General features: G+C 63.9%; 15 protein-coding genes and 1 riboswitch. Of the genes, 3 read left to right on the forward strand and 12 right to left on the reverse strand.

Going from position 1 to position 15,713, the window contains the following annotated elements; translation table 11 throughout:
• Positions 1–205: 205 nt before the first annotated feature.
• The 7 genes from trmD to LFT43_RS12470 all read right to left on the reverse strand — a co-directional run bounded on the left by trmD (position 206) and on the right by LFT43_RS12470 (position 5,232).
• Complete coding sequence (gene trmD / locus LFT43_RS12440) at positions 206–1,057, reverse strand: tRNA (guanosine(37)-N1)-methyltransferase TrmD (protein WP_395797192.1); 852 nt, start codon at positions 1,055–1,057, stop codon at positions 206–208.
• Positions 1,058–1,618, reverse strand: coding sequence for a ribosome maturation factor RimM (gene rimM, locus LFT43_RS12445; protein ID WP_395797194.1), 561 nt, complete (start codon positions 1,616–1,618; stop codon positions 1,058–1,060).
• A 129-nt stretch (positions 1,619–1,747) separates the two neighbouring features.
• Positions 1,748–1,990, reverse strand: coding sequence for an RNA-binding protein (locus LFT43_RS12450; RefSeq protein WP_395797196.1), 243 nt, complete (start codon positions 1,988–1,990; stop codon positions 1,748–1,750).
• Between the two features lies 1 nt (position 1,991).
• Positions 1,992–2,414 carry a 30S ribosomal protein S16 gene (gene rpsP / locus LFT43_RS12455; RefSeq protein ID WP_395797198.1) on the reverse strand — a complete coding sequence of 141 codons (423 nt, stop codon included), beginning with the start codon at positions 2,412–2,414 and terminating at the stop codon, positions 1,992–1,994.
• A 195-nt stretch (positions 2,415–2,609) separates the two neighbouring features.
• Positions 2,610–3,053 (reverse strand): hypothetical protein, encoded by a 444-nt coding sequence (locus LFT43_RS12460; protein ID WP_395797200.1) that lies wholly within the window; start codon positions 3,051–3,053, stop codon positions 2,610–2,612.
• Positions 3,054–3,187: 134 nt separating this feature from the next.
• Positions 3,188–4,060, reverse strand: coding sequence for a VOC family protein (locus LFT43_RS12465; RefSeq protein WP_395797202.1), 873 nt, complete (start codon positions 4,058–4,060; stop codon positions 3,188–3,190).
• A gap of 71 nt (positions 4,061–4,131) precedes the next feature.
• Positions 4,132–5,232, reverse strand: a complete 1,101-nt coding sequence (locus tag LFT43_RS12470; protein ID WP_395797204.1) for an amidohydrolase family protein — start codon at positions 5,230–5,232, stop codon at positions 4,132–4,134.
• A gap of 78 nt (positions 5,233–5,310) precedes the next feature.
• Positions 5,311–5,418: riboswitch (TPP riboswitch) on the forward strand.
• On the opposite strand from LFT43_RS12470, the gene thiC reads away from it, so the two are divergent.
• A complete protein-coding gene (thiC, locus tag LFT43_RS12475; RefSeq protein WP_395797206.1) occupies positions 5,414–7,243 on the forward strand; it encodes a phosphomethylpyrimidine synthase ThiC in 1,830 nt (609 codons plus the stop codon). Its footprint overlaps the riboswitch before it by 5 nt.
• Here thiC and LFT43_RS12480 read toward each other — a convergent pair whose 3' ends face one another.
• Positions 7,244–7,993, reverse strand: a complete 750-nt coding sequence (locus LFT43_RS12480; protein ID WP_395797208.1) for an alpha/beta hydrolase — start codon at positions 7,991–7,993, stop codon at positions 7,244–7,246.
• A gap of 44 nt (positions 7,994–8,037) precedes the next feature.
• Positions 8,038–9,609, reverse strand: coding sequence for a signal recognition particle protein (gene ffh / locus LFT43_RS12485; RefSeq protein ID WP_395797210.1), 1,572 nt, complete (start codon positions 9,607–9,609; stop codon positions 8,038–8,040).
• 151 nt (positions 9,610–9,760) lie between these two features.
• Between ffh and LFT43_RS12490 the strand changes: the two genes are divergently transcribed.
• Positions 9,761–11,161 carry a glucose-6-phosphate dehydrogenase gene (locus LFT43_RS12490; protein WP_395797212.1) on the forward strand — a complete coding sequence of 467 codons (1,401 nt, stop codon included), beginning with the start codon at positions 9,761–9,763 and terminating at the stop codon, positions 11,159–11,161.
• A 96-nt stretch (positions 11,162–11,257) separates the two neighbouring features.
• On the opposite strand, the gene LFT43_RS12495 is transcribed toward LFT43_RS12490, so the two are convergent.
• Both LFT43_RS12495 and LFT43_RS12500 read right to left on the reverse strand, forming a co-directional pair.
• The gene (locus tag LFT43_RS12495; protein WP_028264639.1) at positions 11,258–11,596 is read right to left on the reverse strand and encodes a P-II family nitrogen regulator; all 339 of its coding nucleotides are present in this window, start codon (positions 11,594–11,596) and stop codon (positions 11,258–11,260) included.
• Positions 11,593–12,927 (reverse strand): ammonium transporter, encoded by a 1,335-nt coding sequence (locus LFT43_RS12500; protein ID WP_395797214.1) that lies wholly within the window; start codon positions 12,925–12,927, stop codon positions 11,593–11,595. Before LFT43_RS12500 ends, LFT43_RS12495 begins: the two co-directional genes overlap by 4 nt.
• Positions 12,928–13,152: 225 nt before the next feature.
• On the opposite strand from LFT43_RS12500, the gene LFT43_RS12505 reads away from it, so the two are divergent.
• Positions 13,153–14,397, forward strand: a complete 1,245-nt coding sequence (locus LFT43_RS12505) for an MFS transporter (RefSeq protein ID WP_395797216.1) — start codon at positions 13,153–13,155, stop codon at positions 14,395–14,397.
• 90 nt (positions 14,398–14,487) lie between these two features.
• Here LFT43_RS12505 and ftsY read toward each other — a convergent pair whose 3' ends face one another.
• Complete coding sequence (gene ftsY, locus LFT43_RS12510; protein WP_395797218.1) at positions 14,488–15,711, reverse strand: signal recognition particle-docking protein FtsY; 1,224 nt, start codon at positions 15,709–15,711, stop codon at positions 14,488–14,490.
• Positions 15,712–15,713: the final 2 nt, after the last annotated feature.

Genomic DNA, 15,713 nt, shown 5'->3' on the forward strand with positions numbered 1-15,713 from the left:
CGCCGAAGATTTTCAAAGTCCGGCACCACCACTGATTGGTGGTTCCGGGTTGTCAGGCTGTTGGCTACGCTCCCCCTGTGGCAGGCGCGAACCCAGTAGACACAAGGGTTAATTCTGCCATACCCCGGGAGTTCCGGCCAATCCCGCGGATGCGGTCCGGTTTTCGCGGTCCAACCGTGGCAAGCACTGCCCGACGGCGGCAGGCTCAGGCCGGGCCGTCGTCGTCAGGGCGGTGCCGCAACTGGCCGTTGACGACGTCGTACCCCAGTTCTCCGAAAGCCGTGCGGTCCGCGCGTGTCAGGCCGCCGGCGTCGAACTCTGCCAGCAGATCCGGGCGGCGTTCCGCGGTCCGGCGGAACTGTTCGTGGCGACGCCACTGGGCGATCTTGCCGTGATTGCCGCTCAAGAGGACGGCAGGCACGTCACGATCGCGCCATGATGAGGGCTTCGTATAGACCGGGTACTCCAACAGGCCGTCCGAATGGGATTCCTCCACCAGGGATTCGGGGTTGCCGACGACGCCCGGAAGCAACCGCCCGATCGCCTCGACCATGGCCAAGACTGCGACCTCGCCGCCGTTGAGGACATAATCGCCCAGGCTGACCGGACGGACCGTGAAGTGTTCGGCCGCCCACTCCATGACGCGTTCGTCGATGCCTTCATAGCGCCCGCAGGCGAAAACGAGCCGTTCTTCCTCGGCGAGCTCGTAAGCAAGGGCCTGGTTGAAGCGCTCCCCCGCCGGCGATGGGACAATCAGGACCGGCTTCTTCGCGGGCTCGTCCTGCGAAGGATCCCCTTGAGCCGCGGCACTTTCCCCTGCAGCAAGCCGCGCAACGGCAATGGACTCCAAGGCCTGGGCCCAAGGCTCGGGCTTCATGACCATTCCTGCCCCTCCACCGTACGGAGTGTCGTCCACGGTGCGGTGCTTGTCCGTGGTGAAGGTCCGTAGGTCATGGACCTTCAGTTCCAGGAGTCCATCCTGGCGAGCCTTGCCTATGAGGGATAGTTCAAGGGGCGCCAGGTACTCCGGAAAGATGCTGACGACGTCGATGCGCATCTAGGCATCGTCCTTGTCTTCGGTGTCCTCGGCATCGTCGTCGGCGGATGAGTCCGTGTTCAGCTCGAAGAGGCCCGGCGGAGGCGTGAGAAGTACGTAGCCGCCCTCGACGTTGACCTCGGGCACGATCTCTTCGACGAAGGGCACCAGGATCTCCTTGCCATCCGCGTCTTCAATCACCAGCAGGTCCTGGACGGGCATGGTATTGAGTGCGGTCACCTTGCCCACGGCCTGGGAACCGACACGGACTTCGAGGCCGACGAGTTCGTGCTCGTACCAGCCTTCGTCGTCGTCCTCGTCCAGTTCTTCCGTCTCGATGAAGAGCTTCGCGCCGCGGATTTCCTCGGCCTGGTTGCGGGTGGAGATCCCCTCGAATCCGAGCAGGAGGATGTCTTTGTTCCACCGCGCGCTGCTGATGGTCAAAGGACCGGCCTTTGCGGGCTCCACCACGAATTCGGTCCCCGGGGCAAAACGATCGCCGGGCGCGTCAGTGAGCACTTGGACGGTGACTTCGCCGCGGATTCCGTGGGGCTTGCCGATTCGGGCAACCTGGAGCTGCATGGGATTCCTCTGATTTCTTCGCTGGGACCGGATTCGGGGCCAATGCTGGAGTTTGGTCGTAAAACAATCCGGCCCCTCCACCATAATCTGGTGAAGGGGCCGGATCTAAGACAAGTATTGCTGGGCGCGTTACCGGCGACGGTCGGTGTCGACAACGTCGACCCTGACCTGCTCGCCGGCTGCCAATGCCGCAATCACCGTGCGCAAAGCGCGTGCAGTACGGCCCTGGCGTCCGATTACCCGTCCGAGGTCGTCCTGGTGAACACGTACCTCGAGGGATTCCCCCCGGCGGTTGTTCTTGGCACTGACCTTGACATCCTCAGGGCTGTCAACGATCCCACGGACCAGGTGTTCGAGCGCTTCTGCCAGCAATTTACTCAGCCTCGGTGGTCTCTGCTTCAGCGTCAGCGGGAGCTTCAGTAGCTTCCGACTGCTTGGCCTTCTTGGTGATGGCTTCCGGGATGATGACGGAACCCTTCTCCGGAGCAACGAAAGCAGGCTTGGCGACCTTGGTCTTCAGCGTGCCTTCCTGGCCCGGGAGACCCTTGAACTTCTGCCAGTCACCGGTGATCTTGAGGATCGCAGCAACCTGCTCGGTCGGCTGGGCGCCGACGGACAGCCAGTACTGTGCACGCTCGGAGGTGACCTCGATGTACGAGGGCTCTTCAGTGGGGTGGTACTTGCCAATCTCTTCGATCGCACGGCCATCGCGCTTGGAGCGGGAGTCCATGACGACGATGCGGTAGTACGGTGCGCGCATCTTACCGAAGCGCTTAAGGCGAATCTTAACGGCCACTTTTGTGGTCACTCCTGTTTCTGAAACGGGGTTGAGCCCGTCGTTCTGCACCCGTGGGGCGGGCCATACTTGAGGGTTCGAAGGACAAGATGCACACACGGAGAGAGGGGCCGCGCGGATCGAGTACCTGTCCATTGTGCCAGATGGCCGACGGTATTTCGAACTACGGGCCCGTGCGGCGGGTTTCCTGCGGAATTACTGCTCGGCTGACCAAACGTAAAGACCAGCGCGCTCGGCCTTTTCGACGTCGCTGGCGAGTGCCGCCAACTGCTGGACATAAAGGCGGGACTGCTGGGCATCGAAGGGCATATCCTCTTGGGCTGCCCAGAGCTCGGCGACGTCGTCGAGGACGCTGCCTTCGCCCTCAGTCTCATAGCTGAGAAGCTCGGACAACGCACGCACCATGGCTTCGGGAACACCCAGCAACGCGTCACTGGTCACATCCACCAGGGCCAACTCGTAGTCAGCGCCGCCCGCGTGCACGGCAGTGCCCGCCAGGTCGCCGAGCTGTTCTACCTCGAAATCGCTGATTCCCGGGATCCGTACCGCGGCGCCGGAAACGTCGCCGCCCTTCTCCAGGGCAGCAGCCCTCTTCAGTGCTTCATCGTGGGTGGCAACAAAGATTTCAGCAAAGCCCATGGAAACTACCCTCATTCATTCGTGCCGACGGAGCTGCGGCGTGGGCGAAAAGGTGCGCCACGCAGTGTGGTCCCAAGTCTAACTTGCGAGGGGTCCCCGGCTGAGCCGAGCGAAGTCGGGGAGCAAGTTGGACGCTAGCGGACAGCGACCCGCAGCCGGTTCCGCCACGGGTCCTCGAAACGCAACTCCAGCCCGGTGTGGTGGGAAGCAATACCGGCAACCCTAAGGCGGTCAGCGAGCGCACCGACGTCGTTCCCTGCCGGCACTTCAATCACAACCTCGCCCAGACCCAGCGTGTCCTTTCGCGGGCCCGCGCCACGGCTATTCCAGACATTCATCGCCATGTGGTGGTGGTAGCCGCCTGCGGAGACGAACAACGCCTGCCCGTGCCAACCGGCGGTTTTCTCGAAGCCCAAGGTGTCCACGTAGAAATCGTGGGCGGTCTGCACGTCGCCCACTTGCAGGTGGACGTGCCCGACGCCGGCGCCCGCCTCATGCTGGCCGGTCACCGCTGCTTCGCTCAGGTACTGCTGGAGGTAGCGCTGCGGCGGGAGGGGCAGGCTGTCCATGACAACCGAACTGCCGTTCCATTCCCAGCCTTCGCGTGGCTTGTCGTAGTAGAGCTCGATGCCGTTGCCCTCGGGATCGGTGAAGTAGAAGGCTTCACTGACCAGGTGGTCGGCACTGCCGACGAATGCGTGGGGCTCGTACTGCGCGGCGGAGGCAACGGTGGCGGCGAGCGAGGACTGGTCCTCGAAGAGCAAAGCTGTGTGGAAGAGTCCAGCTTCTCCGCGGCCCGGGATCTGGAGTCCGGAGGCCGGGGCCAAGTGCACCAGCGGCTTGCCGACCCTGCCGAAGTAGAGTCCGCCGTCCTGTTCGGCAACGACGTCCAGCCCGAGGGCCCGCTGGTAGTAGTCGCTCATGAGCTTCATGTCCCCCACCTTGAGCATGACGGTACCCATGGTGAGTTCGGCAGGAAGGAGGTCCTGGCTGGATGTGGTGGTCATGTGAAACTCCCGGCTTTTGTGGCGCCGCCCTTCGGCAACCTCTATCTATCTAAATTACTTGAAGCTTCAATTTATTCCAAATGCCTGCCGCTTCCTGAAATATGCCCCCTGAGCACGATGGTCTTCGGTTTCAACACGACGTCCAGGAAGGCCCGGGGATCTTTCTCGTACAGCACGACGTCGGCACTGGCGCCTTCTCTGACGCCATCCATGCCGAGCCATTCCCGAGCGGACCAGCAGGCAGCATCGAGCGCAGCCCCCGTCGGCAATCCGGCCCGGTGAAGCTCGAGGATTTCCTCGCCGATGCGGCCGTGTTTGATGACGCTGCCTGCGTCGGTCCCGGCATACACCCGCACCCCGGCGTCGAAGGCCTCCCGGACGCACCCATGCCGGCGTTCCCAGAGCCTGGTCATGTGATCGGCATAGCGCGGGAACTTCGCTTCAGCCAGCCTGGCGATGTCCGGGAACGTGGCAATGTTGATGAGCGTCGGGACGATCGGCACTCCCTGATCGAGAAGTCGCGGAATGTGGTGCGGCAACAAACCGGTGGCGTGCTCGATGCAGTCGATGCCGGCGTCGAGCATGTCATCAATGGTTTCTTCGGCGAAGCAATGAGCCGTCACGCGGGCTCCCTCCTCGTGTGCGGCTGCGACAGCGTCCTTGACGGTGGCGGCCGGAAAGGACGGACCCAAGTCCCCGGCGGAGCGGTCGATCCAATCTCCTACGATCTTGACCCACCCGTCGCCGGACCGGGCCTGCTTGCGCACCGCCTCCACCAGATCCTCCGGCTCAACTTCCTCGGCCAGCCCATGGATATACCGCCGCTGCCTGGCGATGTGCCGGCCCGCTCGGATGATCCTCGGCATATCCGGCTGGTTCTGAAGCCAGCGTGTATCGCTTGCCGAGCCGGCGTCGCGGATCAAAAGCGTTCCGGCGTTCCGGTCCGCCGTTGCCTGAAGGCGCGCGGTCTCCTCATCCACGGCCCCGCCCTTGCCCAAACCGACATGGCAATGGGCGTCCACCAGGCCGGGCAGCACCCATCCGTCCAGGACGACGTTCGGCTTGGCAGGGGGGCGGACAAAGGTCAGCCGGCCGTCGACGGACCAGAGCCCGCTCCGTTCATCCTTCGGCCCTGTAAGGATGGTGCCGCTGAACTCGATGATTTCTGGCATGCCTCCACTTTAAGCTCCGCTGGCGATCGCCTGCTCGGTCACATCTGTCCGAAGAACCAACGGCTGTGGTAGCTTCGTCTACGACCACACGGGAGCCCTTGCAAGGGCTGAGATCGGGCTGACGCAGCCTGCGACCGTTGAACCTGTCCGGGTAATGCCGGCGAAGGAAGTGAGTAATCCTTTGAGCACCAAAGAAACACAGTTGAGCCCTATCCAAAGCGGATCAGGGCAGGAAGTGACCCAGTCCCTCAAGTCGCATTCCCTCGCATTCCTTGAGGATGCCGAGACGGGAATCCGGGTTCCGGTGACGGAAATCGCGCTGGAACCATCCCCGAACGGCGAGGCCAACGCACCCTTCCAGGTGTACCGCACCGCAGGGCCGGGGAGCGATCCGGTGGTCGGCCTTGAGCCATTCCGCAGCGAGTGGATCGAATCCCGCGGCGACACCGAGGCATACGGCGGCCGTGAACGGAACCTGCTCGACGACGGCAAGTCGGCCGTGCGGCGCGGCGCCGCCTCCGCGGAGTGGAAGGGCGCACAGCCGGTGCCTCGCCGTGCCGTCGAAGGCAAGACGGTCACTCAGATGCACTATGCCAAGCAGGGCATCGTCACGCCCGAGATGCAGTTCGTGGCACTTCGCGAAAACTGCGATGTTGAACTGGTCCGCAGCGAAGTTGCCGCCGGCAGGGCCATCATTCCCAACAACATCAACCACCCCGAATCCGAACCGATGATCATCGGCAAGGCCTTCCTCGTGAAGATCAACGCCAACATCGGCAACTCGGCCGTCACAAGTTCCATCGCCGAAGAAGTGGACAAGCTGCAGTGGGCCACGCAGTGGGGCGCAGACACCGTCATGGACCTGTCCACAGGCGACGACATCCACACCACCCGCGAATGGATAATCCGCAACTCCCCTGTGCCGATCGGCACCGTGCCGATCTACCAGGCCTTGGAGAAGGTCAACGGCGAAGCCAACAAGCTCACGTGGGAAATCTTCCGTGACACCGTCATTGAACAATGCGAGCAGGGCGTGGACTACATGACCATCCACGCCGGCGTGCTGCTGCGCTACGTTCCGCTGACCGCCAACCGCGTGACCGGCATCGTTTCCCGCGGCGGCTCCATCATGGCGGGCTGGTGCCTGGCCCACCACGAAGAGAACTTCCTCTACACCCATTTCGACGAACTCTGCGAAATCTTCGCCAAGTACGACGTCGCGTTCTCTCTCGGCGACGGGCTGCGCCCGGGAGCGACGGCGGACGCCAACGACGCCGCGCAGTTCGCCGAGCTCGACACCTTGGCGGAGCTGACCCTGCGGGCCTGGGAATTTGACGTTCAGGTCATGGTCGAGGGGCCCGGCCACATTCCGTTCCACTTGGTGCGGGAAAACGTGGAACGCCAGCAGGAACTGTGCAAGGGCGCCCCCTTCTACACCTTGGGCCCCCTGGTCACCGACGTGGCCCCGGGCTACGACCACATCACCTCGGCGATCGGCGCTACGGAGATTGCCCGCTACGGAACCGCGATGCTTTGCTACGTCACGCCCAAGGAGCACTTGGGCCTGCCAAACAAGGACGATGTCAAGACTGGTGTGATCACGTACAAGATCGCGGCCCATGCCGCCGACCTCGCCAAGGGACACCCAGGCGCACACGAACGCGACGATGCCCTGTCCAAGGCCCGCTTTGAGTTCCGCTGGCGCGACCAATTCGCGCTCTCCCTGGACCCAGTGACGGCAGAGTCATTCCATGACGAGACGCTCCCGGCCGAACCAGCCAAGACGGCGCATTTCTGCTCCATGTGCGGGCCGAAATTCTGCTCCATGCGCATCAGCCAGGACATCCGCGATGAATACGGTTCAGCGGATTCCCAAGCGGCCATCGCGGAAATGTACAGCGGCATGCGCGAAAAGAGCGAGGAGTTCCTGGCATCGGGAGGCAAGGTCTACTTGCCCGAGCTTGAGGTTCCCGCGGGAAAAACGGCAGCGAAGTCAGGAAGCCTGAGCTGATCAGGAAGCTTGAACTGATCCGGCGCGGCTGACGTCCGCGATGAAGGAGCGGATGATCCGGTCTCCTTCGACCGAGTCATGAGGCCGGTGTCCTCCTGCCGCGACGCGGCGGAGGGCGCCGGTTTCCTGCAGGTAGCCGGCGATCTCTTCGTAGAGCGGTTCCCAACCACCGGTCAAGACAAGCGTGGGAACTCCCGGCACAATGTGCAGGGGCGCTTCCCACGGCGGCGCCTGCAGCCGCAGGCGCCGAGCGGTACGCCTGGCCTCCGGGGTACTGAGGACTGCCGCCTCGGAGGAAAACGCCCGGCGGACGAATTCCCGTTGGTAATCGTCATCGCTGAGTTCGTGCCGGACCCCGAACAAAGGCTCCATGAGTGCCCGGTAGGCCGCGGTGGCGGGCAATTCAGCCGTCAAGGAAAGGCACGCCGGTTCCACCAGCACGAGGGAGCGGACCAGGTCCGGCCTCTCCACTGCTGCCAACATGGCGGAAATCGCGCCTTGGGAGTGCGCTACAACATGGCCACCGCGAGCCGGGCCGGAGGATGACGCGGTCTCCCGCGCTCCCAGGCACTCCAGCACGATGTCCACATCGGCGGCGACATCGGATTCCAATGGCTCGGCCTGCGCATCGAAGCCGTGGCGTTTCAGGAAGAGCGCGTCGTACTCCAGCGCCATGCCGTGTTGCTTCGGCCAAGCCGCAGCGCCGAATGTGCCTGCTCCATGGACGAACACAACGCGCTGCTTTTGCATTCATCCAGCCTATGGCACGGGACTGACAACCCTGGGTGGGAGGGCTACTTGCCGCCGAGGAACTTGTCAAAGCCCTTGGGCAGGTTCAACTGCGAGGGATCGAAATCGCCGCCGGGCTGACCGAAAGCCGCGCCGGTGGGGACGGCGTTCGCCCGCTTGTTCTCGGCGTCGCGCAGTTCCTGGGCCGCCTTGGCAGGGTTGCCGGAACGTGCCTTCTTCTTCGGCGCGCTCTTGCCACCCTTGCGGGAACCGCCGCCACCGAGGCCGGGCATCCCCGGCATCCCGGGCATGCCGCCACCCTGCGCGAGCTTCTTCATCATCTTCTGGGCCTGCGCGAAACGCTCCAGGAGGCCGTTGACCTCGGAGACGTGCACACCGGAACCACGGGCAATGCGGGCCCGGCGGGATCCATTGATGATCTTCGGAGCCAGACGCTCATGCGGGGTCATGGAGCGAACGATGGCTTCCACCCGGTCGATCTCGCGCTCGTCGAACTGCTCCAGCTGCTGGCGGATGTTCTGCGCACCCGGCATCATCATGAGCATCTTCTTCATGGAGCCCATGTTGCGGATCTGCTGCATCTGGGCGAGGAAGTCGTCCAGGGTGAAGTCTTCCTGGTCGGCGAACTTCTTCGCCATCCGGGCCGCTTCGTCCTTGTCCCAGTTCTTCTCGGCCTGCTCGATCAGCGTAAGAACGTCACCCATATCCAGGATGCGGGATGCCATGCGGTCGGGGTGGAACAGTTCGAAGTCGTCGAGGCCCTCGCCGGTGGACGCGAACATGACCGGCTTTCCAGTGACGGACGCGACCGAGAGGGCGGCACCGCCACGGGCGTCGCCATCGAGCTTTGACAGCACGACACCCGTGAAGTTGACGCCTTCATCGAAGGCAACCGCCGTATTGACGGCGTCCTGGCCGATCATGGAGTCGATCACGAACAGGACTTCGTTCGGGATGATCGCCTGGCGAATACGGCGCGCCTGGTCCATCATTTCGGCGTCGACGCCGAGGCGGCCTGCGGTGTCCACGATCACGACGTCGTGCAGCTTCTGGCGGGCTTCGTCGACGCCGGCACGTGCGACGGCGACGGGGTCGCCCGTGGGAATATCCAGGTCCGAGGTGGTACCGGGGTGCGGCGCGAAGACGTGGACGCCAGCGCGCTCACCGACGATCTGGAGCTGGGTCACGGCGTTGGGACGCTGGAGGTCGGCGGCAACAAGTACGGGGCTGTGTCCCTGGGCCTTGAGCCACTTGGCCAGCTTGCCGGCGAGGGTGGTCTTACCCGCACCCTGCAAGCCGGCGAGCATGATGATGGTGGGGCCGGTCTTCGCGAGGCGGATACGGCGGGTCTCGCCGCCGAGGATCTCCTGGAGTTCCTCGTTGACGATCTTAACGATCTGCTGGCTCGGGTTCAGGGCAGCGGAAACCTCGGCACCCAAGGCGCGTTCACGGATACGCCCCGTGAACTCGCGGACCACGGAAACGGCAACGTCCGCGTCCAAAAGGGCACGGCGGATCTCCCGGACGGTGGCGTCGACGTCGGCCTCGGTGAGGCGACCCTTGCCACGGAGATTCTTGAAGGTTGCTGTCAACCGGTCAGAGAGTGAATTGAACACGCGCCGTGCACTTCTTTCAATGGTCTGCGAATGGCGGCCGTTCCGGCGCGCCAACATCTTGACGATTCCTGCCCCAAACAAATCTGACTCAACTGAGGGACTCGACTATCTAGGGTACCAAGACGCGCCTGCAAGATGGCATGCTGGCACAGTGACCAGCAAAACATCAATCAAAACGTTGCTCATCCTAGGTGCCTCCGGAGACCTGACAGGCCGATTGCTGTTGCCAGGCCTTGCCAGGCTTGTAGCCAGTGGACTCGCGGACGGCCTCAAGCTTGTGGGAGCCGGCTCCGACCCCTGGACCCCCCAGCAATGGACAAAACGGGTGCGGGGCGCCTTTGGGGAGGCTGGGAAGGACGCCGATGCCGCAGGGAAGAAAGCAGTCGCGTCCATGGAGGACAACACCGCCTACCACCAGCTGGATGTCACGGCCGATGGCCAGCTCGCCGCGCTGCTGGCCGGACTCGAAGCACCGGTAGCCGTCTACTTTGCCTTGCCGCCACACATCAGCCAAAAGGCCTGCGAAGTAATCAACGCCGCAGACCTGCCTGCCGGGACGCGCTTGGTGATGGAGAAGCCGTTCGGCTCCAGTGCGGATTCGGCCCGGGAACTCAACAAAACCCTTGCAGCCTTGGTCCCTGAGGACCACATCCACCGCGTGGACCATTTCCTCGGCAAAGCCACCGTCCTGAACATCCTGGGCTTGCGCTTCGCCAACAGGTTTCTCGAACCCGTGTGGAACCGGGACCACATCGAAAAGGTGGAGGTCATTTTCGACGAAGACCTCGCACTCGAAGGGCGTGCGCGCTACTACGACAACGCCGGCGCCCTGAAGGACATGATCCAGAGCCATTTGCTGCACATCATGGCGCTCCTTGCCATTGATGCCCCCGCCACCATCGGCGAGCGCGATCTCCGCGGCGCGATCGCCACTGTGCTGCGTGCGAGCAGCATCGGCGCGCCCTACCGGAAGACCACGCGCAGGGCCCGGTACAGCGCCGGCCGAAGCGGTGGGCATCCGGTTCCGGACTATGTCGAAGAGGAAGGCGTGGATCCCGCCCGGAACACCGAGACGCTCGCGGAAGTTGAAGTGGCGATCGACAACTGGCGCTGGAGGGGAGTCCCCTTCATCCTTCGCTCAGGCAAGGCCTTGGGCCGCGCGCGCAAGGAAGCCATCATCACCTTCCGGCCCGTTCCGCATCTGCCGTCCGGGTTCCAAGGCGTGGACTCCCCCAACCAGCTGCGCATCGGATTCGGTCCGGACACTCTGCAGCTCGACGTTGATGTCAACGGCCCCGGGGATATCTTCACTCTTGATCGCGTGACGCTCAACTCCGAACTGAACGCTTCCGACCTCCTGCCCTACGGAGAAGTCCTGGAGGGGGTCATCACCGGCGATCCCCTGCTTTCCGTCCGCGGAGACACTGCCGTGGACTGCTGGCGGATCGTTGAGCCCGTGCTGAAAGCCTGGGCCAAGGATTCAGTGCCGCTTGAAGAGTACGACGCCGGCGGCTCCGGTCCTGTGGACTGGCCCACCGCCGTCGGGCGCTGAGCCGGCCGGACTGCTGGCTCAGCTCCTGCGGAAGCTGACATGCAAGAGGGGCCGGGTACCTTTCCAGGTACCCGGCCCCTCTTTGCGTTGGGCGCTTTAGATGGCTGCTGCGCCGCGTTCGCCAGTGCGGACCCGGACTGCTTCGTAGACGTCCACGGTCCAGACTTTGCCGTCGCCCGCGCGGCCCGTGTTCGAGGAAGCGATCAGGACATCGAGGATGTCGTCCGCCTGCTCATCCGTGGCCAGGACCTCGACGCGGATCTTCGGAAGCAAATCCACGTTGTACTCGGCTCCGCGGTACACCTCGGTGTAACCTCGCTGCCTGCCGTACCCGCTGGCCGCGCTGACCGTCAGTCCCTGTACCCCGTACGCTTCGAGCCCCTCTCGGATGGCGTCGAGCTTTTCCGGGCGGACGATCGCCGTGATGAGTTTCATGCCTGGACACTCTCCTTGCCTGATACGGATGCTTCGTCAGTTGCTCCGGCCGATGCCTTGCCGGTGATGAGGTCGTGCAGGGGCTGGAAGCTGCCTCCGTGGCCGCCGACGCCGAACTCGTATGCCGTTTCGGCGTGCAGGCTGAGGTCTGCACCGGCGATCTCCTGGCGTTCGGAGATGCGGAAGCCCATGAGCTTGTGGATCGGGTAGGCGATGATGAACGTCATGACGCCGGTGAAGACGATCGAGCAAAGCGCTGCGAGTGACTGCGCAACCAGCTGGGTGGTACCGCCGCCGTAGAACAGGCCGGCTGCACCCTGGGTCGGGGTGGCGAGGAAGCCGATGGCCACTGTGCCGATGACGCCGGACACGAGGTGGACGCCCACGACATCGAGCGAGTCGTCGTAGCCAAGCTTGAACTTCAGGCCGACGGCGAGAGCCGAGGCAACGCCGGCTGCGATGCCTAGCGCAATGGCGCCGAGCGGGGAAACGTTGGCACAAGCCGGGGTGATGGCGACCAGACCGGCGACGACACCCGAAGCAGCTCCGAGCGAGGTGGGGTGGCCGTCACGGATGCGCTCCACGACAAGCCAGCCAAGCATGGCTGCTGCGGGCGCGGTGAGGGTGTTGATCCAGATGAGGCCTGCCTGCTCCACCGTTGCCGCTGCACCGGCGTTGAAACCGAACCAGCCGAACCAGAGGATCGCAGCACCTAGCATGACCAGGGGCACGTTGTGCGGGCGGTGGTTCGGATCCTTGCCGAAGCCCTTGCGGTTGCCGATGATGAGGACGAGGATCAGGCCAGCAACACCGGCGTTGATGTGCACCACGGTGCCACCGGCGAAGTCGATGACCGGAGCGAAAGTCTGGCCGAACCAGCCGTCCTTGGAGAAGAGCCCGCCGCCCCACACCATGTAAGCCATGGGTGCGTAGACCAAGGTGGCCCAAATCGGGGTGAAGAGCGTCCAGGCCGAGAACTTGGCCCGGTCCGCGATTGCACCGGAGATCAGTGCCACGGTGATGATCGCGAAGGTGGCCGCGTATCCAACGTGGAGGAGGTCCGCGGGATCAGTGAAGTTGTGCAGGCCGAAGTGGCTGAACGGGTTTGCGAAGAGCTGGAAGAAGTTGTCAGTGTTGCTCGTGGACATCGACGCGCCCCACAAGACCCACACGATCGTCACTGTGCCGATGGCGATGAAGCTCATCATCATCATGTTCAGGGCGGCTTTGGCACGGGTCATGCCGCCATAGAAAAATGCCAGGCCCGGGGTCATGAACAGCACGAAGGCTGACGCGACCAGGAGCCAAACGAGACCGGCGCTGAATTCCATGTCTACGTCCTCTCTGCTCTTTGTTGCGGACTTTGCCGCCTGTCCCAACGCATTTGCGTTCTATGTAAGAGTTTTGCGGGGCAGTGTTTCACCTGCGAAGGTTTTAGATTGCGTGGCTGTTACAAGAACTTCTCGAACGTAAATGGTGCATATCAGCCTTGTTACGGATATGTTTCGTCAGTTCCACATTCCCCGCACCGATACGACCCGGAGGACCTCAACACGATGACCGCAAGCCCCAAATCCCGCGCAAACCAAGGGGCTCGGGCCGCGAAGGCTGCCATGCCTCGGGACATCAAGGTGATGTTGGTGGCAGCGTTCCTGATCGCACTGGGTTTTGGTCTCGTAGCGCCCGTGCTCCCGCAGTTCGCCACCACGTTCGACGTCGGAGCAACAGCGGCCGCAGTGATCGTGAGTATCTTCGCCTTCATGCGCCTGGTATTCGCTCCAGCCGGCGGCGCCTTGATGGGCCGCTTCGGCGAGCGTCCCGTGTACATCGCGGGGTTGCTGATTGTGGCGGCCTCCACTGCGGCCTGCGCCTTCGCCCAAAGCTACTGGCAGCTGCTGGTGTTCCGGGGCCTCGGCGGAGCCGGTTCCGTGATGTTCACGGTCGCGGCGATGGGCCTGTTGATCCGTCTCGCTCCCCCGGAAAGCCGCGGGCGGGTCTCCGGGGCTTACGCTTCTGCCTTCCTGATCGGCAGCGTCCTCGGTCCTGTGGTTGGTGGACTGCTTGCCGGGTTCGGGTTGCGCGTCCCATTCCTTGCCTACGCGGCCACCCTGGTGCTGGCGGCCCTCGTTGTACGCACGCAACTGAGGGGCAGTTCGAAGGGAGCGAGCCAAGGAAGCGCAGCAGGACCGGCAATGCAACTGAAAGAGGCCCTGGGCGATTCTGCCTACCGGGCCGCGCTGTTCTCAAGCTTCAGCAACGGCTGGGCGACTTTCGGGGTGCGCATGGCCACCGTGCCATTGTTCGCAGTGGTTGTCCTGGCCGCGGGTGCCGGCTCGGCCGGCTGGGCCCTGGCAGTGTTTGCAGGGGGCAACGCGCTGGCACTGACCTTCTCCGGTCGCTTGGCCGACAGCTTCGGCCGCAAGCCCATGATGCTGCTGGGCCTGATCGTCACAGGCTTGGCCACTGTCACCATCGGCTTGACGAGCAGTCTTCCCGCGTTTTTCGCGGCTTCCGCTGTCGCCGGCTTCGGCTCGGGTTTGCTGAACCCTGCCCAGCAGGCCGCCGTCGGGGACATCATCGGTCGCGGCCGTTCAGGCGGAAAGGTACTGGCGGCGTTCCAGATGGCCTCCGATGCCGGAGCAATCGTCGGGCCTGTTCTGGTTGGCCTCCTGGCCGACGGTTTTGGCTACGGCTGGGCGTTCGGCGCAACCGGCGGCATCCTCCTGCTCTCCGCCGTGGGCTGGTCCGTGGCCCGCGAGCCGATGCAGCGCGTACCGGAGCGAATCGGCTCACCCAACTGATCCACACCGCGCCCTCGCCTCGCAAGTCCCCGCCGGCTCCCAGCCTTCGCAAGCTCAGGCAGGGATCCTCGCCGGTTGGGCAGGATACGGCTAGTTCAGCAGGGCGTCGACGAAGGCTTCGGCCTCGAACGGGGCGAGGTCGTCCGGGCCTTCGCCAAGGCCAACAAGCTTGACCGGGACGCCGAGAGCCTTTTGGATCGCGATGACGATGCCGCCCTTCGCGGTGCCGTCCAGTTTGGTGAGCACGATTCCCGTGATGTTGACCACCTCGGCAAAGACCTTGGCCTGGTTCAGGCCGTTCTGTCCGGTGGTCGCATCCAGCACCAGCAGGACCTCGTCCACTTCAGCCAGCTTCTCGATGACCCGCTTGACCTTGCTGAGTTCGTCCATGAGGCCGACCTTGTTCTGCAGGCGGCCAGCGGTGTCGATCATGACGACATCGACTTCCTGCTCGATGCCGGATTTGACGGCCTCATACGCGACAGAGGCGGGGTCCGCGCCGTCGACGTGGGACCTGACCGTTGCGACACCGACGCGCTGCCCCCAGGTGGCAAGCTGCTCCGCGGCGGCCGCCCGGAAGGTATCGGCAGCGCCCAGGAGGACGTCCTTGTCCTCGGCGACGAGAACGCGCGCCAGCTTGCCCACGGTGGTGGTCTTGCCGACACCGTTGACGCCGACCACGATCATGATGGCGGGGTGGTTTCCCTTGCGGTCCACGTTCAGGCTGCGGTCCATCGTGGGGTCCACGAGCTTGATGAGTTCCTCGCGCAGGAGGGCTTTGACTTCCTCCGGGTTGCGGGTGCCTTGGACTTTCACCCGTTCACGCAGTGCATCCACCAGCTGCATGGTGGGCTCGGTGCCAAGGTCGGCAAGGAGCAGCGTTTCTTCGACTTCGTCCCAGACATCTTCGTCGATCTTGTCGCTCGCAAGCAGTGCCAGGAGGCCCTTGCCGAGGATGTTGTTGGATTTGACCAGTCGCGCCCGAAGCCGGTTAAGGCGGCCCTCCACCGGTGCAGGGGTCTCCACCTCGATGAGTTCCAGCCCCGCGGCGTCGTCAGGAACGTCGGTCTCGGGAACGGCAAGGTCGGCGGGCTCGACGGCGCTACCGGGCGCCGGGCGTTCCCGCACGGTAGCGGGGTCGTCATCGACAATCGTTCCGCCGCCTGCCGACCCCGTATTAGCAGGATCGTTGGCGTCGCGTGTTCCAGCGTAGGTCGAGGAGGACTTCCGCGCCTTGAGCAGGACAGGAATCAGCCCTCCGACCACCACAATGGCAGCGACAATGGACAGAATAATGGGGAGGAGATCGTTCACTC

The sequence above is a fragment of the Arthrobacter sp. FW306-04-A genome (assembly GCF_044358315.1).
Lineage (GTDB): Bacteria > Actinomycetota > Actinomycetes > Actinomycetales > Micrococcaceae > Arthrobacter.

Excerpts from the sequence above, each read along its gene's own strand:
- LFT43_RS12480 (WP_395797208.1), bottom strand. The coding sequence starts at position 7,993 with ATGCAAAAGCAGCGCGTTGTGTTCGTCCATGGAGCAGGCACATTCGGC.
- LFT43_RS12495 (WP_028264639.1), bottom strand. The coding sequence starts at position 11,596 with ATGAAACTCATCACGGCGATCGTCCGCCCGGAAAAGCTCGACGCCATC.
- LFT43_RS12465 (WP_395797202.1), bottom strand. The coding sequence starts at position 4,060 with ATGACCACCACATCCAGCCAGGACCTCCTTCCTGCCGAACTCACCATG.
- trmD (WP_395797192.1), bottom strand. The coding sequence starts at position 1,057 with ATGCGCATCGACGTCGTCAGCATCTTTCCGGAGTACCTGGCGCCCCTT.
- LFT43_RS12470 (WP_395797204.1), bottom strand. The coding sequence starts at position 5,232 with ATGCCAGAAATCATCGAGTTCAGCGGCACCATCCTTACAGGGCCGAAG.
- LFT43_RS12505 (WP_395797216.1), top strand. The coding sequence starts at position 13,153 with ATGACCGCAAGCCCCAAATCCCGCGCAAACCAAGGGGCTCGGGCCGCG.
- LFT43_RS12500 (WP_395797214.1), bottom strand. The coding sequence starts at position 12,927 with ATGGAATTCAGCGCCGGTCTCGTTTGGCTCCTGGTCGCGTCAGCCTTC.
- rimM (WP_395797194.1), bottom strand. The coding sequence starts at position 1,618 with ATGCAGCTCCAGGTTGCCCGAATCGGCAAGCCCCACGGAATCCGCGGC.
- LFT43_RS12460 (WP_395797200.1), bottom strand. The coding sequence starts at position 3,053 with ATGGGCTTTGCTGAAATCTTTGTTGCCACCCACGATGAAGCACTGAAG.